The organism is Solirhodobacter sp., assembly GCF_964715405.1.
Window position 1 is genome coordinate 1 of sequence record NZ_CBAICG010000004.1, and the last position, 19,594, is coordinate 19,594.

Consider the following 19,594-nt stretch of genomic DNA (forward strand, 5'->3'; position numbering starts at 1 on the left):
GCGGCAAGACCCACGAAGAGCTGTATTCCACCGACAATCGCACGACGCCAGACGGGCTCGCGGGTCTGCCAAAGGACTATTCGGGTGTGCCGAAGCTGGGGCCGCCGCTGCCGGGCGATCTCGGTCGCCCGATCCTCAACGCACAAAACTCTGGCCAACCGGTGCCGACCCCAAACATCGGCGCGCCCAATTCGGGGATCGATCAGGAAGAGCAACGCCGTCATCAGGAGTTGGAGTCGGCCAGAACAGCGCACCTGTTCGCATCTACCGAGACCAGGCCCGCCAACAACGCGCCCGCGCCCGCCACGATGCCGGTGCTACCGCAGCCGGACCTCGCGAGCCTGGGCCTCGCGCCCCAGCCTGCCACGCCATCCGCGCAAGACCGCCAACTCGCCTTCCTCAATCAGACCCCAGACAAGCGCACGGTCTCGACCGATCGCGTGGCGGCGCCTGCCTCGGCAAACGTGCTCCAGGCGGGCGCCGTCATCCCAGCCGCGCTGATCACCGGCATCCGATCCGACCTTCCAGGCCAGATCACCGCGCAGGTCACCGAGAACGTCTATGACAGCCCCACGGGCCATATCCTTCTCGTGCCGCAGGGTACGCGCGTGATCGGTCAGTATGACAATGGCGTCGGTTTCGGGCAGCGCCGCGTGCTGTTGGTTTGGAACAGGCTCCTGTTCCCCAATGGTCGCTCGTTCGTCCTGGAGCGCCAACCGGGCGCGGATGCCGAGGGCTACGCAGGCCTTGAAGACGGCGTCGACTACCATTGGGGCGAACTCCTCAAAGCTGCCGCGCTGTCGACCATTCTGAGCGTCGGCGCCGAGGCCGGGACGAGCCAGAACGAAAACAGCCTCGTTCAGGCGCTGCGCTCAGGCGCTTCCAACAGCATCAGCCAGACCGGACAGCAAATCGTCAGCCGCCAGCTCAATATCGCGCCGACATTGACGGTCCGGCCCGGATTTCCGGTACGCGTCATCGTTACGCGCGATCTCGTGCTCGAACCCTATGGAGGCTGAAATGGCGAAGCTGAAACTGCCCCCCATCGCAGACGACAAGCCCGTGAAGGTCGCTATCGAACTGCCGGCCAGCCTGCATCGCGACCTTATCGCCTATGCGGAGATCCTGGGCCGCGAGTCAGGCAAAACGCAAAGCGATCCGGTTCGACTGATCGTTCCGATGCTAGCGCGATTCATTGCGACGGATCGGGCTTTTGCGAAAGCAAAGCAGAGTCGGCCAGTTTAGGAGGAAACTCGCCGATCTCCCGCGATTGCCCGATCCCAGCCATGGACCTGGCCATCTCGAGAAGTCGATGCAAAGCCGGATTGTCGTTTTGCGGCGACCAAACCGCGCAGAAAGGCAAAAGTTCGCCAGCGATGGGGCGGTACATGACGCCCGGAAATTGCGCCGCCGTGGTCGCTTCGCTCGTGACCGTCAAACCGCGGCCGAGCGCCACGAGGCGCATCAGGTTATCGCGACTGACGGCCTGATGGTGGATTTCAGGGTGGCGTCCCAGATCGGCAAGTCGCTTGACGAGATAATCGTGGATTTCCTCGCCCGGCGCACTCTCGCTGACAATAAAGGGCTCGCCAGCAAGTTCTGCGAAATCAACTTCCCCCTCACCGGCAAGCCGATGGTCGGTCGGGAGCACGACATAGATGCGTTCGGTCCAGAGTTGCCGACCATCGCAGCCTGGCCAGTCCGCGGCGCCGGTTATGAACGCGACATCAAGTTGATGCTTTCGTATCGCCGCGACATGCTCAGCCGGATTGCCGTCGATGAACGTCAGCTTCACTGCTACATGGTTGATGCCGAAGGATTCGATCAGGTCGGACAAAAATCCTGACGCCAAGGATGAAAATATCCCGATCCTGACGTGTCCATCTTCACCACGTCCGATCGCCGTCGCCTCGGCCCTTGCAAGGCCGATTTCCAATAAGGCTTTACGCCCGCGTTGGACAAACTGCTTTCCCGCGTGGGTGAGTGCCACACCGCTTGGAGAGCGAATGAAGAAAGCGGTCCCGAGTCGTTCCTCGAGTTCGCGGATTCGGCGGCTTATCGCCGATTCCTGTATTCCCAAAGCTGCCGCTGCGCGACGAAAGCTGCCGTGGTCCGCTGCAGCAATCACATACTGGATGTGGCGGACTTGTACCGGCAAATCGACAGCCTCACCGATCAAGTCGCAAAGCAGGAAACAGTTTCGCTGCCTGCCGTGCATCAATGCATCCGCTGATCGCGCCGTTCAATTTCCTGAAAAGGGGTTCTCCAGCCGCGAATCTAACGCCTGAGGTTGGGCACACAGAGTTGGAGCCCCATGGATTAACTTCCCCGTCGTGCAAGTTGGCAGTCGCCTCGGGTGTGGGCATATATCGTTTCACGCATCCAGCAAATCGTCTCATTGAAATCCAAACCTACGATTGAAACTCGGCGCGCTCCCGATGGCGGGCAAGCCGTCGGCGATGTTCATCCGTCAGGGTGATGGGTGCGCTCCAGCGAAGCTCGGAACGAGCTTGATCGCTGAGACTCGGCGAGTACTCCGGCCGGCCCTGGTCGTCGAAGGTCACAAGCGCGCGGTCGAATGCGGCATCCCACAGCGCCGAGAGGAGGAGGCCGTTGTGCACGTCGAGCCTTTCCGCGTCGGTCTCGCATTCCGCCCAGGGTACGATGTGAGAGGCACGAAGTAGGGCTGCGTCGGTTATGCCGGTCAGGGGACAGCGGCCTTGCCAGTAGTCCATCAGACGGGCACGGAAAATGTCCTGGCCGATCCGCTGTACGACGAGACGCTCGGCCTCGGTGGTCCGCGGCAGATTCGCGACGCGGGTTTCGAACTCGCGCAGCGGCGCGTCAGGAAGGCTGAGGCCAAGTGCGTATACGCGATCGAGCGCAGCGTAGAGTTCGCGCAGAGTTGCGAAGGCGTAACGGGCTTTGCCGGGGCCTCGCACAGCCGCGGAAGGCGGTTCGAGCTCAGCGACTGCGCCAGCATGATCTACAGCGAGAAACCACGGACCATTGATGCCCTCGGCGGCAAGATAGATAACTCCGTGCGCCGTGGTGGAAGCGAAAGCTCGCCACCCGGCTTCTTCGCCTAGAACACGTCGAAAACCGTTCTGCGAGGCGGCCTTCTCACATTCCTCGCGAACCACAAAGGACTGGGGCGCTTCAATCATTGTCTATAGATCTCGCGCCATGAGACGTTCCGACCCAGGCGCTCCTCTCAGGGTCAGCCTCAGCCAAGGATCGCAGCGGAGGTCATCAGGGGGGCGGGTAGTGGTCGTGACGATATATTGAAAGGCCGCTGTTCCGGTCATTTCCTCAAGCTCGCGCATCAGCCGGAACAGCTCGTCATAGATGCTAAGACCGAGATCAGCCTCACGGGGACTATCGTGAACGAGGAATGCCGGGATGCGCGTTGCGCCCTCGATGCTCAAACAGAGGCAGGCGAGGTCGAAAGCCAGCACCTTCAGCGAGTCGATGGCGGCTGTACGGCGATCTCCGTCGACATCGACGGCCAATTGCAGTCTATCGCCGCTCAGCGTCACGGTTCCCTTAGCATTATCATTGACAAGCCGACGAACGATGGCGGAGAATTTTTCCGTTATTCGGCCGAAAGTAAGGCCCTGCTTGTCGCGGAAAGCTGCGAGCCGTTCTCGTTCTTTGGTCAACCTGTCCTCGAGATTGCGGAGCCGCTTTCGGACCTCGTCGCGCTCGGTCGATAGCTCCGTAAACCGTTCGACGCCTTCCTTGAGTCGCGAGGCCGCCTGCCAGGCGGACGTGCGCGCGTCGCGCACGATTTCGATGGCTTGAACTCGCTTCTCCGCCTGCTCGACCTGTTGGCGCCCGAGCGCGGCGGCTGGCTGAAGAGCTTTTAGTCGACTCTCGAAGCCGTCGATCTTTTGCTTCTGATCGCCGACTTCCTGGCGCTTGGTAGCGAGGCGGGCTCGGCATTCTGTCTCATTGTGCAGCTTGTGGGAAAGGCCGCATTTCTCCGCTAGCGCCTTGTCGATTGGCACCTCACAAATCGGACACACTTGACTGGCCGCATTCTCCGCCGCCGCTGACAGACTTGGTATTTCGCTGGAGAGCAGAGTCAGGACCTGCTTCTCAGCCGGTATCTGCGCTTCCACGCGGATGCGTTCTTCGTCAGTCCGCCGCAGTTCTTCACGGGCTACCTGCAACGCCTTCCGGGCCTGCCCGAGTTCCGAGGTGTCACCAGTCGGAAGCTGTGCAGCCGCAGCGAGCCGCTCATCGGCGGACTTTCGGAACAGATCCAGGAGAAGGGGCATCTCCGGCAAGGTCTGTCTGCCGAGGTCGAGCTGATCAATCAGTCGTTCTTGGCGTCGATTGCGATCCCAATCGAGGTAGGACGCTTCCCGCTCTACCGTGGTGACTTCGGCTCGCAGCGCTTCCTCCGCGCGTCGAGTTTGCTGTTCCTCCTCGGTGATCGCCATAAGGAATGCCCGAAGCGCCTCACGCCGAGGGCCGGTTTCACGTCCGCTCGCGGGAAGCGGCGCGTCAGAGCCGGATGCCGGGGAACGCCAGTCAAGAACATCGTCGAAGCGGCATTCCTGATCGCGGGTAAGCCAGGCGAGCGCGATCGGCCATGCTTTTTGGTCCGGCTGGAGGCGAGCCAGGGCCGCGACTCCGGGTGTCACGATGGCCTGTTCGATGGCCTCGATCAGCGGGTCGATACTTGTGGTCGCGCCGTCGCCGGCCGCGATCTCATCCAGATTGCCTTCAGCCATCGCGACATGTCGGCGCCGCATTCCCAGTGGCCGCACGACAGCCCAGCACACGCCGTCGAGCATCACCTCCGCGCCGACGACACCGTTCGGCAAGGCGAGCGCAATGCTTTCCCGCTGGGTCTCGTCTGCGAAGCGCTGCTCGCCAAGGCAGTAGCGTAGTAGGCGGCAAAACAGCGTCTTGCCACTTCCGTGGCCTATGGCGCGTACGCCGCCAGCGGTGGCGTCATCGAACCCATCTGGCGACCACACGACGTTGAGGCCCGGCCGAAGCTTGATGTCGCGGATTTTCTGGCCACCCGGCGCTTCCCAAATCGCCAAACGCCGCACCCAAAGCCGCGGCTCTTTCAGGCCTATCGGTATAGTCAGGCTGAGCTTCGGGAGCTCGAACATTTCATGCTGCGGCGGCATCTACAATCCAGCCCCGGACCTCGTCCGGCATCGAGGTCATGGTTTGATCAAGATCGAGCTGCCGCAGAGCTTCGAGCACAAACCAAGCCCGACCGTCGGGCCAGCCCGCCGTATCGAACGCATCGAGGCCTGGTCCCGGCGCCCACGTTCCTGCGGACAGGTCTTCGATCAGCCTGCCGTTGCCACGGTGGTTGGAGACGGCGACGCCCCAGCCCTGATTGGTGCGCGCTGCGAAGCCGACCACATTGCCCGAGCGCGGCTCGGCTTCTTGCCCAACCAGTCGTCGCCACTCCCGCGCTTGGGCAGCCGAAAGCAGCGAACTCAGCAGATGCGGCTCCAAGATCATTGCGGTGGCGAGACGGACGGTCCGGCTTGTTGTGGGGCCATGGATCGCCTTCAAAATCGCAGTGAGGGCAGCACCGGAATCATTCGGCTGCAGCGATGCGCGTATCCAGACCCGATCCGGCAGAGTGGAGAGAGCGGGCCTCGCCTCGGCCACCGTCACCTGATCCCACGCTTCTAAGATCAGTCGCTGGGTTCGAAACTCATTAAATTCGCGCCGCTCGCGATTGCGAAGCGCCTTGAAGGTCTCAATTCCGCAATCCTCTCCAAGAATATTTGCGGGATCGAGGATGTACAGCATCTCGTCCTTGCTGAGCCCATAGACCTCGCGCGCCACCAACATGTCGATCTCTGCCGCCAACACCGCACGATGAGCGGGATCTTCAACGACATCCTCTGGAGACGAGATTATTCCAGCCTGTACAGCTGCCTCACGGAACGCTTGCATTTCAGCTCCGACAGCGCAGAGCGCACAGGCGCGACGGGAAATCTCGGCAGCAGCGAGGGTATGTCCAAAGTCCCGCGGGAACGGTAAAGTGTCCATGATTGTGTAGGACATGGTCAGCGAGACTTTCTTGCGTGCGAGGTAGTCCATCACGAGGGAGTTAGCAACGCCCAGCCAGAGTAACGAGTATTCCATGGAGCCGTCGACAAACTCTATTGTCGGTACTTTGTGGCCGCTAACGCTTCTTGCTGGCAACAACGCTGCGATCAGTGCGCGCTGATTCGTCGGGCTCGCGACGTCCCCAAATCCGATCCTGTAGCGATCAGTTCGCCCAGCGAGTTTGTCAGGAATTTTCGCTTGCAGGACGCGCCATTGCGGCTGAATGCGTTTGCCATGCGAACCAAAGGGCAGATCATCCCATACAGCCGCTCGACCGCGACCGGAGACATAGCCTTTGGCTCGGTAGTCGTAGGCGTCGATCATCCGTCCCTCGAAGACGGGTAAACCATCATCGCCTTCAGAGAACAGGCCGCGGTCCGTTCCCATGTCGACTTCGCGCATATAGTGCCGGTATGGAATGCCTTCGATTTCGGCCCCGAACTTCGGATAGCGCCCATACATATTCGCGCAAACATCGATTTCCGACTGCGCGGCGAACTCCATCACCGCCATTGCGTCGGGCGAGAACTCCTCGACTATGGCTACTGGGATCGAGAGTATGCGTCCCGCCAAAAGATCCTGGAGCTTCTGCTGAGTATTGACCCGAAATGCCGCCGAAAGCCGCTCCGTTTGCCCACCTTTCCACGCTACGTAGAGGCAGAACTTCATCCGAGTATCAACCGCGGGGAACCAAATCCCTCTGGAGTTCTCAAAGCCCGCGAGCTTCTCGACGCGAAATTTTGTGAAAAGCTCCTTGCGAATAGCTGTGGCATTCGCACCGTTGTACAGACCTTCCGGCACGAACTGCGCCGCTACGCGGCCTTCGCGGGTAGCCGCCAACGCAGTCTCGATAAACATGCGGTAGACGTTGAAGTCACCTTTTCCAAGATTGCCTTCGGAAAACAACCTGTAGCGGCCACTCGATTTTATGAAATGGACGGCGGCGTAAAGTGCCGCACAATGCTGCTCCCAGCGTTCCGCTATCTTGCGATCAAGCAGAAGTTCTTCATAAGCGATCTTTTGATCCGCAGGAGACAGGTGGCGGACATTTGGATCATAGGTTGAAAAGAACTCTTTGTAATCCGGGCTCATCGTATCCCAGGGAGGATTACCCAATACTACGTCGAACCCACCGCGGGCCATCACGTCGGGAAATTCGAGAGGCCAATGGAACGCTCGCGCATTGTGAGCGGCGTCCACGCCCGCTCCGATTAGCGGTCCAAACGGTTGGACACCGCGCAGCCATTCCCAGACGGTGCCGCTCGTCGGCACAGTTTCGGCGCCGCGGCGCGGTAGGCCATCCGGCCCCGCGTGGGGTCCGCCTTTCAACTTCGGCAGCAGAAAGGCTGCAACGAAGAGATCGCATGCGGTTTCAAGCTGCCAAGCAGCGGCACCTTGGATTGTCAGTTTCCGGAGGCGCGCCGCTTTGGCTTCGATCTGCTCGACCGTGTTTTCCGGCATGGCTCGTAGAGCTTCGAAATCGCGCAACAGATCGCTGGCGCGGTAGAAACCAAACCCCTCAGAAACTCGGCCTTTTTCAGCCTGCTCTCGCTTATTCTTTTGCGCGTAGTATCTCGCCACCTCATTGTCGTCGCCAGCCAACGATTTGTAAGCGGCGTCGGGGATACCTGTTTCGAGGACCTTCAGATCGAGCACGCCGATCAGAGCATCACCGCAACGAATTTGCGCGTCGAAAAAGCCCAGCGGCAGGCCGGGATCCACAGTCTCGATCCAGAGTGCAACCTTGGTCAGCTCTACTGCCATGGGGTTGCGATCCACACCGTGAAGGCAGCTGCGCGCGACATCGCGCAACGCGTGTCGGAAATCAGCTAGCGACGGCGTGCCCTCTGCGCGGATCCGCGCGACCCGGGTGGCGATACGTCGGGCGGCCGCCAGGAGGAAATGGCCGGAACCACAAGCTGGATCGATGACGCTCAGCTTTAGCAGCCCGGCAACAGGATCGATCTCCTCTGCCTCGGTCTTGTCGAGCACGGGATCCAGCGCCGTATCGAGCAGCGCCTGAACCAGACTATCCGGCGTATAGTAGGAGCCAGTGGTCTTGCGCTGGTTGCCCTTCTGTTCGGCAGATTCAGACGCGAAGACCAACGTCTTCCCGTCTTCGCCTAGTTGCGGTTGCAGCTCCAGCAGCGATTCATAGACCGAGCCCAGCTCCTCGGTTTCCATCGCGCGCCAGTTCACGGGCGCCACGCCGGCTTTTCCCGGTAGCCAGGAGAGGCGGTAAAGGGCCTCCATGAAGGCCCGGTTGCGCAGCCGCGCGGTTTCCAGATGCGGCAGCATCCCGGCGGCGAACAAACCGCCCAGCGCCGGCAGGCCAAGCGTCGGTTGACCGTGGGCCAGAGCGCGGAAGACGATCTTGATGCCTTCGTAACGGTCATGGTGCTTGTCCCACGACGCCGCGCGGACGCTCTGCACACGCAATGCCGCAAGGCTGTAGCCCTCGGCATAGAGCTTGCGCGCCTCCGGACTCACCGCATCGGGATGAAGCAGGTTCCTGTCCTCAGCCACCATTAGGAAGATCAGGCGATAGATCAGGCGCAGCAGTTCGTTGAACCATTCCGTCAGGTTGACCTCACCAGAGTGCAGCCGAGTGGCAAGATCGGGGTTCGCTTCCAGAAAGCCTGATCCGAGCACCTTCAGCGCGACTTCGACCTGCGCGGCGAGCCGGTCGCGCGCTGTCTCGCCCTCGCGCGTGCCGGCCTCCCGCCAGCGTTCCAGTGCGCAATCGGTGACGGGCGCGCCGGCGGTGCCGAACCGCGTGCGGTGGATGAGTGACCAAAGGACGGCAAAGGAAGCTGCGTCCTCATTGGTGAAAATTTGTGCCAGGTCGGCTTCGACATAAGCCGGGCGTGTCAGCGAGGCATTGTCGCGCATCAGCCGGATCACGCTTCCGTTCGTGACCAGGCCCCAAAGGGCCTGTTCGCTGTCGTTGAGATAATCCTGCAACGCGAGGGCGGGTGACCGCGAGCGGTCGATCGAAAGTGTCGGGCTACGCCGATCAAGCTTTTCGTCGGAAGGCGGGACGACGACGATGGGAACGCGGCCACCAGCAAGAAAGGAGATCATGCCGTCGGCCGACGCGAGATCTTCGAAGCCGAAAGTTTCGGCGAGGAATCCGCGCACGAACCGTCGCGTCGCCTCGACCGACGGGTTCTGCAGCTTTGCAAAGGCATCGTAATGAGATTGACCCACCCGGAACGCGGTCGAGATCTCCTCGCGAATCGTCAGCCCCTTACGGACGCGGTAGTGCTCTTCGGCCTGTTCCGGGGCTTGCCTGCGGTCGACGCTGGCGACCATGGCGGGAGCTATAAGGTTGCCCTCAAGGGTGAGCGAGGGCCAGGCGGACATATCCGTGATTGGTTTGCGCGCCATGGCTCAGACCTCACCCGGCATCAGCGCGAACAGGCCAATGACGTCCGGTGGCAGAACCGCTTCCACCGTGACGCGCGATGCGGTGCCGGATGCGGCGCGGAGCCTCGCATGGTCCGCCATAAGTTCTTCCGCGCGCGAGTGTACGAAGTCGGCGATCGGTCCCTTGAGCAAGCTGGGCAATTCCTCCTTCGCCCCCACGATGAACCTGTCGCGCGCAGCGGGCGCCAAATCAGCCGTGGCGGGCGCGTTCAGCAACTCTCGGGCGGCTTCGCCGGCCGCGACGAACTGGCCGCCCTGGATCGCGACAAGGGCGGCTTCCTCCGCCAGCAGCAAGCGTTCCTTGCGTGCATGGACGGTCAGCTTGAACCGGATGCGGAGCAACGCAACACGAGTCACTTGCCGCACCGCCACCGTCGGCCAGGCGCCCACTCGACCAATGCCGAGTCCTGCAAGCGCCTCCGGGTCAAGCGACGCCTCGACCAGCGCTTCGGCAAGTGTGGCTGTCAGGGGGTGCGTCCGAGTCAGCAGCGCGGTGCCTGACGGCGCCGGCTCGGCTGTTGCGAGCCGCACCGATCCGTTCAACGCATGTTCTGCCAAACGCCCGCGCAGGCCAGCTTCAAGCGCATCGACGTGGGCAAGAAGAACGGTCTTCCGCGCTTCGAGCGGCACCCCGAAACGCGCCATCGCCCGTTCAACGAACTGCCTCGCATCTGCCGGAGACCCGAGCAGCGTCCGCACCTTTTGCCACTCAGGAGCGATCTCCTGCGGTCTCATGGCATTTTGCGCAAACCGCGCGCGGGACTTCTTTTCGTTCTCCTCTGCGTCCCGCCAACTCGCCTCCATCGCCCGCGTCCCATCGTCGAGCCGAAGATCGAGTGAAAGCTGCTGGTGCGTTCCACGCCGAAGCATCATCGACGCCATCAGCGCGTCCGTGACCGGACCACGCTCGTCCGGCAGCGGAACGGTCACACCCGTCGTTTTTCGGATCTTGTTCGCCTTACGGAGGATGACGTCGAGCACAGCGCCGTCGATCGCGCTGTCAGGCGAGAACATCATGATCGATCGGACAAGCTCCGCCGGCTGGCCGAACCGATCGACCCGTCCCTCGCGCTGTTGGTGCCGAGTCGGGTTCCACGACAAATCGTAGTGGACCACTGCATCGAAGAGCTGCTGAAGGTTGATCCCTTCCGAAAGGCAGTCGGTGGCAACGAGGATGCGCGGAACCTGTTTTTCTTCGTCAGCGGGAGTCATATCGGCCACGCGATCACGCCGCTCATCGGGCGTAAGAACACCCGTGACGGCTTCGATCATCAGCTTCGGAAAAGCCTTGCGCAGCCCGTTTCGGACATGCTCGGCCGTTGCCAGGTAGCGACAGAACACAACCGGATTTGCGCCTTTCTTTATGAGAGGCGTCAGGGCATCCACCAGAGCGGTTAGCTTCGGATCAGCTTCGTCGGCCAGGTGCTCGGCGCGCGTCACCAGCGAACGGAGTTCAGGATCGATCTGAAAGGCCGTGCCAGGCTCGAGATCTACCGCGTCCTCTTCGTCTCCGTCCTCGTCGAAAATTTGCGGTTCAAGTCGATCGCTTTCGTTTGCAACCCGGTTTCTCAGAGCGCTCAAAGCCGCAGCCGGTGAAGAGCCGACACAACGCATCAGCGCCAGCGTTCCCCAAAACGCCAAGCGTCGCTCCCTTTGCCCGGATCCCGCTCGGGAGACGATCCCGAGGCAGTAATCCAGCGCCGCCTCCTGGAATTCGAGATGCGCCTTCGAAAGGCGATAAGGAAACTCCGTCGTATCGTGCTTCGGGAAGGCGCGATCTTCATCCCAATCCCCTGAGGTGAGATCGATCCGGCGGCGCTGCACGTAGTGCCGCGCCAGACGTTCCCGATATCGTGCGTCATCGAAGTTCGCCGCGGCGAATGATGGCTCGATCAGAGAGAGAAGGCGCGAGAAGGCTTCCTCGTCCCCGGAATGCGGGGTTGCCGTGAGAAGGATCATCCGGCGGTCCGGATTCAGAGCCAGCCCGGACAGAAGCTCGAACCGCTGTTGCCGACCCTTGTGGGTGCCGACGCAGGCATGGGCTTCATCGACGATCACGAAATCCGGACAAGTGCGAGCGAATCCTTCCCGGCGTTTCTCGGCCTTGATGTAGTCGAGGCTGACAACAGTGAAGGGATAGGCATCGAAGAGGCTTTGTGTGAGAGGCAGGCCACGCTCCAGCCGACTTGCGGTGCCGGAAGTGACCGCGACGGCTTCTATCCCAAATCTATCCTTCAGCTCTCCAACCCATTGTTCGACGAGATGCGGCGGGCAGAGCACCGAGAACGCGTCCACCTCACCCCGGTCCATGAGTTCGCGCAGGATCAAGCCCGCTTCGATCGTCTTGCCGATACCGACGTCATCGGCGATCAACAGGCGTGGTACGGGCAAGCGAAGGGCCATCAGCAAGGGTACGAGCTGGTAGGTTCGTGGCTCGAAGGCGAGTTGCGCGGCTGAGCGGAAGGGGCCGGCGCCCCGGCGTAGGGTCAGGCGCATCGCATCGGCGAGCAACGCCGCTTTCGCCTGAACGGTTGCGGCCGCGTCGGCAGGCAGGTCAAAGCGGGCCGGCTCGACCGGAAGAAGTTCAAGCGCCGGGTCGAGGATAACCCTGTCGTTCTCGCCGCCCGAGAGAGGTCGGAGAGCCAAAATGCCGTCCTGTAGGGACGGCAGCGCGACCCATTCGCGCCCACGGGCGCGAACCAGATCTCCGGGGGCGAAACTCATCGTCATCAAGCCTTTTCCCCAAACATCGACACCAGCGCATCGGGGACGCCCGCGGCAACTTCTGGCAACTCGAACAGCGTCCAGCCTTTAGCTTCCGCCTCCTCTCGCGCCGCCTTGCCGATGGGCGCGACGCTGGCGGCGACAAAGTGGCTGCGCCAGGCGAAAATCATCTCCTGACCGGCGAAGCTGGCTGTGGAGGCATCGGGCGCCGGTACCCCCGCAACCTTGAAGGTGCTCGCCCAAGAACCGCCTTCTGACGCCCCGTCTGGCGCCACAGCGACCACCACCTGCCCACGCGCCAGATCGATGAGCATCTGTTTTGCTTCATCGCTTGTCCGATCGATCAATTCGTGGTCGGGCTGATTGAAGTACGACAGCAGGCAGCGATAGCAGCCGCGGACACAGGCCTCCCCGTCGTGACTATGAAGCAATGTGGAATCGCCCTTTGCGATCGCTTCGTCGACGTTTTCGAAGTGCATGAGCCGCAGCGCTTCCCTGGCGATTTTGCCAAGGGCCTGCGGGTCCTCGACCAGCCGGCTTAGCACCCCGGCCCCGCCCTCCGTGGCTTCGTAGGCAAGGACGGCGCGCCGATTGTCGCGAGCGGGCAGCGGTTCGCCGAGAATTTCGCCCTCTTCTAATTGGAAGACGACCTCAATTCCCCGCATGATTGCATGCTGCACCGTCGCGATCGTCTCCGGCGCATAGGCCAAGGGGTCGCTGAAACGGAAGAGAAGCGCATTCTTGTGATCGCGGACGATGGGGACGATCCGCACCGGTCTAACGACATCAGGCGGCACATCGACATCAGGATCTTCGTCGTTCGATTTCGCCCAGTAACCGCTGCGCGGATCGATATAGAAACCGAAGACGGTCTGATTGGCGCGCCGTTTCAGCCCTTTGTTGATCCGACTGATCTCGGCGCTGTTGGCATATTGCAGCTTGAGGATCGAGGCGTCGTCGCAACGGAAGTCGGCCTCAACGATCTGAATCCGGCCGTCTCGCTTCGGCCAGGAAAAAACGGTCTGAATATCAAAGCCCTGCCGGACCCGCTCTTCGTCATTTGCCGTGATGCGCTCTACCGGCGCGGCCTCAACATTGTCGATCCTCAGCGTCCTTTGCACCGGCACCTCGCCTGCCATCGGTGTGTTGCAAGCGTGGCAGCGTTCGACCTCGCCGTCGTGGCAGGCGCCACAGTTCGGGCAGATGAAAATATCTCTCGTGGCGAGCTCGGCGCCATCTCCCGTACGGACTTCCGGCGGAAGCTTCGCCTTCATGACCCGGTACGCCCGGCCTTCGTGATAGATCAGACTACGCGGACCGAATTCCGAGATCGCCAGGAAACGGGCGCGCTGGAGAAACGATCCGGTCTTTCCCTCTCCGGGGATAAAGGCATAGAGCGGCAGCCGAGGAAAATTATACCCTGGTAGGAATCCTTCCGTTGCCAGGTAGCGGTAGGAATAGAAGTCTGAGCCGTTTGTCGCCTTACCCTGTTCCAGAATGCTGATCTGGTCGCTCGCCTGCATCTGCGCCGCCTTTATCCGACGGCGATCCGCACCAGAGAGTCCTGTAATCTCTGATCGGGCATTGGCTTCCATAAGCTGGGTTCGGGCTGAGTTGTAGAGTTCACGCCATCGATCAAAGGCACGGTCGAACTCCAGCGGTGCGCGCTGGGCGACCGCAGTGACGAAATCGTCAGGCTCGCTCATCCAGACTGGTTTCCGGCCATCCACCGAGGCGAGCACCTGATCGAGCACGCGCTTCATTGTGGGGCGCGCTGCTATGGCCAACTCAGGTCGGTCGATTACATCGTGAATCTCTTGTTTGAGAGGATAGCCGGTCTGAGTTAGATCGAGGATTTCCGGAATGTCCGGAGACAGAGCGAGCTTCGCCTCCGCAAGCCAGACGGCATGTAGGTGTGAGCGCACGAGCTCTTCGTTGGTGATGTCAAGCGCGGGAGGCCGAACGACGCCAGCGACCATGTCGTTCCGCCGTTCGAAGAAGTACTGGTCGTGCGGCGATTGCGCGGCGCAATAGGTTACGATCACGGCTGCCTGCCCGGAGCGACCGGCGCGGCCGGCGCGTTGCGCGTAATTCGCCGGCGTCGGGGGTACGTTTCTCAGATAGACGGCGTTCAGCGCGGAAATGTCGACGCCAAGCTCCATGGTTGGCGAACAAAACAAAGCTGGCAGGAACTGTTCCGACTCTCCTGCCGCCTTGAGCTCACCGGCATTCTTCGTAAGATTTTCTTGGTCTTCCTTTTCAAAACGGAAGCGCCACTCGCGCCATTCGCGCTGTCGTTGCGACACCTGGGCGGTGTGTTCACGACCTTCCAGCCCCCAAAAACTGCTACGACCGGCCTTCAGATCTTCAGCGATCTCATTGTAAAGATCATGAAAATATAGGTTTCCCTGAGCGGTCTTTTTCCTAACTGCTTCGCCAGGAACGATGCGAACAGCTGAAGGTGACAAACGCCAACCTTGTTGGTCAGCCTCGATGTCGACGCGAGACACCACTCCTTCCTGCGAAAGGAGTTCCATCAGGGCGGTCATCACGCTCAGGTAGTCCGACTTCCCAAGCTTGGTCCCGATGACGCTCTTGCGATTGATGAGGCGTCCGATACGGGAGTTATGTCCCGCTCGGATGATCGTCTGCTCCTCCCGCAGTCCCACCCTGTCCTTGCCCGGCGCTTGCAAAAACATCGCCGTGCGACTTCTGGGCGTTTCCTTCGAGTCGATGGCCCACGGTGACCGCAACAGATTTCGTGACTTTTGGGCCACGGAGTCGAGCTCGGTCAGATCCAAAGCTTCCGTACCGACGGCTAGGCCGTCGAGCATGGCGCCGAGCAGCAGTTTCAACATCGCTTTCCGCGCTGGCGCGTCGAGCTTGCCGAGATCCGGCAGGATGGCCGCCATCCGTTCGGTGTCTGCCGCAATCTCATCGAGCCCGATGAAGGCGACGTCGATGAGCTTGAGAACGGAGAGACTCGGGTTCGTGTAGCGCCAACCCCGGCGGAGATCAGTCCAGACCCGATGGGCGAGAACTTTCGCTAAAGAGCGTTGCGCGTCTTCGCGGACTACGGCCCCTGACTCCGGATCCATCATCCAATGGATACGGGCGTCCTTGTTAGCCGCGGTGAATCCAAGCGCCTTTACAACTCGGAGACCGAATTCGTCCTCGGCCATACCATCGTCGCCGGCGTCCAGAACCGCCCGCAGGATCGCACCACGCAGCAGACTTACGAACAGATAGTCATTGAAATGACCCGCCTGGAGAGCCGCATCCTGGCGGTTGTCCGTGAAGCCGAGCAGCTTGCGTTTCTCTTTTGGAACGCCGCTGTTCCTCGAATTCATCCATTCCAAGGCGGTCGAAACTAGAAGTGTCGTGGCTGAGCTGCGGCCTTCACCGGATAAGCCTGCAAGCTTGGTGCGTTCGCGCATACTCGGATGCGGCTGATCGAGGCAGCACGGACAAAAACCGAATTTCCCCGGAATGAACCAAAAACTTCTCCCAGATGAATCTGGGCGTCCATCTGGAGCTACCTTTATCATCTGGGGAGCCCGGCGCTTCCTGTTCGCCCGAAGCCGCTCGACGCCATTACGCTCTTCTCGCCAATCCTCCGGGTAGGTCTCGATGTCACCGGTGAAGGCATAATCTGGATCGTCACCGCTAGTGGGGGTCAGATAGCCAGCAGTGTCTCCTTCTTGATCGTCGAGAGGCGCATCATCGATGTTCCTTGGAATAAACCGCACCCCATCGACATCATCGCTCTTGGAAACGACGTGAACCTCATGTCCACATCCCCGGCAGAACCGGGTCGGATAGAGCCGATGTCCCGGTGCGTCGGGATCTTCGAGCTGACCCTCGAACAGCACGTTTCTCGGCTTTTCGGTCAGCGTGGTGAATGTCTCACCAGCGCCCGAGATGAACTGATGAAGTTTGAACGCTAGAAATGCGCCTGTTCCCAAGCCCCCTCGTTCCGTCTCCGGAAGGCTAATACGGGTCAAGAATGACTCAAGCGCAGATCGGCAGGTCTCGATCTCTACGCCGCTATCCTTCGACAGCAGTTCAGCTGCATCTTGGAATGGAATTGGCTTTTTGCGCTTGAGTTCCTGTTTGTCATCAAGCCCGATAGCCAGTTCGGTCCAAACCGCCAATGGGTGCTTGGTCAGAACTTCATCTGTCAGTATATCAGGCAGTGAAGATGTCAGGATAGGCGCGAGCTTCGATCGTACATCCTCAAGTTTCAGGCAATCATCCGTCGCCCGTTGAAGCGACTCGTCAATAACGGATTCCGGACCGATGAACGTACCGAAAAGGCGCGAGGCAACGTCCGCGACGGCCTGTGCGCGGCTGATTTCGGATCCTTCGCTTGCCATGGTGGCCGAGGTCCCGATGCAGATTGGCGCTTTGCCGGGCGTGCAACGATTTCGAAGGCGGCGTACGAGGATGGCGACATCAGCGCCTTGGCGACCGCGATAGGTATGCAGCTCATCGAGAACGATAAAGTTCAGACCGGTTGCGTTCTCTATCACCTTGATGTCGAGACTATCTTGGCGCGTAAGTAGTAGTTCGGCCATCATAAAATTGGTCAAGAGGATGTCCGGTGGGTCGTCGGCAATCCGTCGCCGCTCTTCTTGGCTTTCTTGACCAGTGTAACGCCGGACAATCGGCTTGAGATCACTTGGCAGGCCGGACTGGGAGATGAACTTATCGATCTCGTTCATCTGGCTGTTGGCCAGTGCGTTCATCGGATAGACGATGATCGCACTCGTTTTGCGTGCCTTCCCGGCTTTTCGCGCTCGGACGATCGCATCGACTATTGGCACGAAAAAGCAGAGCGACTTTCCTGAACCCGTGCCGGTTGTGACGACGTAGCTCTGGCCGGTGCGTGCCTTGGCGATGGACTGCGCCTGATGTCGATGAAACCGTATCGGCGTCGCGCCAAAACGGAAAATGCGACCAGTCGCTTCGTCGAGGTCGCCCGAAGCGACCAGATCATCCACTGTCGCTCCCTGAAGATATCGGGGATTGAGAGACAGAAGGGCGTCTGGCCAGAAGCGCCCAGCGTCGTATTGGTGATCGATTTCAGACTTCAGGTCGTCAGACCGAATGGTGCTGAATGACCGCGAGAAGCTGGCGTAGGAGTCGATCAAACGATGGTCGAATTCGAACGCCTTCATTTTTGGAACCTCTCGGCAAGGTAGGATGGCATTTCGGCGAGAGACAACTCCTGAGAGGAGTTGCCACTGCGCACGTAGAATTTTTCTTGGCCGACGCCGTTCTTATCCTTCACGGTGAGCACGAGGGGTTTCGCTGATGGCTGAACATCGACTTGGCAAATCTCGACCTCGCCGATAGCCGGGAACAGCACCTTCAGCTTGCTACTGACGAAGGCCGCTCCAAACGCGCCGTTCATTAGGTTGCGCAGGTGCAACTCGAATTTGTCCCGGTTTGCGCCGCCGAGCGACAGATAGTCCCCTTCGAGACCAAGGATCTCGCCAGTGTCGCTGACGCCGATGAGCAGTGTCCCGCCCTGGCTGTTGGCGAAGGCCGCGACCGTCTTGACGATCACCTCCTCCAGTTTCTTGTTGGTCCCCAATTCCTTGAAGTCCCAGCGCAGGGACGATTTGAACTCCAGTTCGTCGTCCTCACCCTCGGCAATCAGCTCTTCCAGAGTGATGGCGGCTTCCGGCGGCTTGGTGTCGGTGATGCCTTTCAGGAAGGCGTTGAGATGCGTCGCCAACGCTTTACGCCGGGCTTGCAGAAAGGCCTCGTAGTTCTCGATTTCCCACAGTGCAGGGTCTTCGGGAACGCATTGCAGGGCCAGGCTATCGGGGAATCGCTCCTTCACGTCGGCGAGATATGCCTTTGCGTCCGTGGCGCTCTTGGTGCGATTGGCGATCTGGGTCAGAATTGCGCGGTTGGTCAGTTCCTGCGCGAGCGAATATTTCAGGCGATTTTCCTGGCCGAATCCCTGGGCCTTTAGCTTCGAGTACGGGAAGATGTGGTCGTTCTCGAGCGCATACTTTTTGCCCATGGCCTGGCGCAGTGCGACACCGGTCGTGAAGCAGACGGCGTTACGGCTCTTCAAATACCAGCGCAGGAGGCCAAAGAGCGGGTGGGAAATTGATCGGCCGACGAATTCGTCGGGTGTGATCTCCAGGCGCCGCTCCTCCTCAATGACCGCCAACAGCTCATCGAATGGGTTTTTCGATTCCTTGATCGTGCGCAGGTCGCGGTCCAATTTTTGAGGGAGCTGGCTGACGTATCGCGTCCTGATCTGGGAGTAGTAGAACCACTTCACCAGCTTGCGGATCTCCGCATCATTCAGGTGTGCGCCGCCTTTTTCGAAGCAATAGACGGTGATCGGGATCAGCGCGTAAACGGAGTTGATCTCATCCGTGTGGTCGACGAAGGCATGAGACCGCATCAGGCTTGCGACGTAATCAAGGACCTGACCGTCCAGCAGCTTCCACGCTGCGCGCAGCTTTTCGTCGTTGTCGGCGTCGTGGAGCTTTTTCATCTCTGAGCCGAGGTGGTAGAGGCAGCCCAGCAGGACGTAAACGATGAAGTCCAGCTTGAAGACAAAGCCCTTCTCGGCCAGCTCGCTCAGCTTTTTCTTGAAGGTGTCACGAGCTTCCGGCCAGTACCCCGAAATCTGAGCAAGCGCGAGTTCGGCGTCGGTGAGCGACACGCCGCTAGCATTCACCTTATAAAAGATGTCGATGGCTTCACGCACGCTGGCTCGAACAGGAATGGTTTGTTCCGGAAACTCCCGGTCGAGGATGTTCTCGATCGCCCGCGTGTTGTCATCCATCACATCGTCGCGCTCGCGACTGACCGTCTCACCTTTCTTTTCCAGTTCGCGGACAATGTCTTTGGCGCGAATTTTCCGCTGGAAAATGTCCGTGATGTTTTGCCATCGCGCGTCATTTTCCATCTTGTTTTTCGTGTAATAGGCGAGTTCTAGGGTCTCCACGTTCACGTACAGGCCGCGCGTATCATTCAGGATTTCGGAAGCGGTGTAGTAGGGCGGGATCTCGCCGCGCACGAGCATGTAGAGCGTCGTGATGCGCTGCTGGCCATCCAGCAGGATGCGAACGGCTCCCTGCTTTTCATTGTATTTATGCGGGCCTTTGAGTTCCGGCGGGTTCGCCGTCTCCCAGGTCAGCATCGTGCCGGTGGGGTATTGCTTGATGAGGGAGTCGACCAGCTGCTTCGCGTCATCCCGCTTCCAGACGTACTCACGCTGAAAGGCGGGGACAAACAATTGATGCTCGTCGATTTTCTCCAGTGCTGTCGAAATCTTCATCAAAACCCCTTCCGCGCCGCCCGCGCGCCCAAT

9 protein-coding genes are annotated in these 19,594 nt (G+C 60.3%); 2 read left to right on the plus strand and 7 right to left on the minus strand.

Annotation, left to right across the window (positions count from 1 at the left end; all coding sequences use genetic code 11):
* Together AC11WY_RS02390 and AC11WY_RS02395 are read left to right on the plus strand one after the other, a co-directional pair.
* Positions 1-1,019: TraB/TrbI/VirB10 family type IV secretion system protein (locus AC11WY_RS02390; protein ID WP_482922157.1), on the plus strand; the 1,019-nt coding region annotated here is incomplete at its 5' end.
* 1 nt (position 1,020) lies between these two features.
* A complete protein-coding gene (locus tag AC11WY_RS02395) occupies positions 1,021-1,245 on the plus strand; it encodes a DUF2274 domain-containing protein (protein WP_482922159.1) in 225 nt (74 codons plus the stop codon).
* Here AC11WY_RS02395 and AC11WY_RS02400 read toward each other — a convergent pair.
* The 7 genes from AC11WY_RS02400 to AC11WY_RS02430 all read right to left on the minus strand — a co-directional run bounded on the left by AC11WY_RS02400 (position 1,193) and on the right by AC11WY_RS02430 (position 19,561).
* Positions 1,193-2,218: a LysR family transcriptional regulator gene (locus AC11WY_RS02400; RefSeq protein ID WP_482922161.1), complete on the minus strand. Its 1,026-nt coding sequence runs from the start codon at positions 2,216-2,218 to the stop codon at positions 1,193-1,195. The genes AC11WY_RS02395 and AC11WY_RS02400 overlap by 53 nt on opposite strands.
* 193 nt (positions 2,219-2,411) lie before the next feature.
* A complete protein-coding gene (locus tag AC11WY_RS02405; RefSeq protein ID WP_482922163.1) occupies positions 2,412-3,167 on the minus strand; it encodes an HNH endonuclease in 756 nt (251 codons plus the stop codon).
* Between the two features lie 3 nt (positions 3,168-3,170).
* Positions 3,171-5,150, minus strand: coding sequence for a hypothetical protein (locus AC11WY_RS02410; RefSeq protein WP_482922165.1), 1,980 nt, complete (start codon positions 5,148-5,150; stop codon positions 3,171-3,173).
* Positions 5,134-9,486: an Eco57I restriction-modification methylase domain-containing protein gene (locus AC11WY_RS02415; RefSeq protein ID WP_482922167.1), complete on the minus strand. Its 4,353-nt coding sequence runs from the start codon at positions 9,484-9,486 to the stop codon at positions 5,134-5,136. Before AC11WY_RS02415 ends, AC11WY_RS02410 begins: the two co-directional genes overlap by 17 nt.
* A gap of 3 nt (positions 9,487-9,489) precedes the next feature.
* Positions 9,490-12,255 carry a helicase-related protein gene (locus AC11WY_RS02420; protein WP_482922169.1) on the minus strand — a complete coding sequence of 922 codons (2,766 nt, stop codon included), beginning with the start codon at positions 12,253-12,255 and terminating at the stop codon, positions 9,490-9,492.
* A complete protein-coding gene (locus tag AC11WY_RS02425; protein ID WP_482922171.1) occupies positions 12,255-17,429 on the minus strand; it encodes a DEAD/DEAH box helicase in 5,175 nt (1,724 codons plus the stop codon). The genes AC11WY_RS02420 and AC11WY_RS02425 overlap by 1 nt, the downstream gene beginning before the upstream one ends.
* Positions 17,426-19,561, minus strand: coding sequence for a GmrSD restriction endonuclease domain-containing protein (locus AC11WY_RS02430; RefSeq protein ID WP_482922173.1), 2,136 nt, complete (start codon positions 19,559-19,561; stop codon positions 17,426-17,428). Before AC11WY_RS02430 ends, AC11WY_RS02425 begins: the two co-directional genes overlap by 4 nt.
* Positions 19,562-19,594: the final 33 nt, after the last annotated feature.

Bases quoted from the DNA above. Each gene is read 5' to 3' on its own strand.
- AC11WY_RS02395 (WP_482922159.1), top strand. From the start codon at position 1,021: ATGGCGAAGCTGAAACTGCCCCCCATCGCAGACGACAAGCCCGTGAAG.
- AC11WY_RS02400 (WP_482922161.1), bottom strand. From the start codon at position 2,218: ATGCACGGCAGGCAGCGAAACTGTTTCCTGCTTTGCGACTTGATCGGT.
- AC11WY_RS02405 (WP_482922163.1), bottom strand. From the start codon at position 3,167: ATGATTGAAGCGCCCCAGTCCTTTGTGGTTCGCGAGGAATGTGAGAAG.
- AC11WY_RS02410 (WP_482922165.1), bottom strand. From the start codon at position 5,150: ATGCCGCCGCAGCATGAAATGTTCGAGCTCCCGAAGCTCAGCCTGACT.
- AC11WY_RS02415 (WP_482922167.1), bottom strand. From the start codon at position 9,486: ATGGCGCGCAAACCAATCACGGATATGTCCGCCTGGCCCTCGCTCACC.
- AC11WY_RS02420 (WP_482922169.1), bottom strand. From the start codon at position 12,255: ATGACGATGAGTTTCGCCCCCGGAGATCTGGTTCGCGCCCGTGGGCGC.
- AC11WY_RS02425 (WP_482922171.1), bottom strand. From the start codon at position 17,429: ATGAAGGCGTTCGAATTCGACCATCGTTTGATCGACTCCTACGCCAGC.
- AC11WY_RS02430 (WP_482922173.1), bottom strand. From the start codon at position 19,561: ATGAAGATTTCGACAGCACTGGAGAAAATCGACGAGCATCAATTGTTT.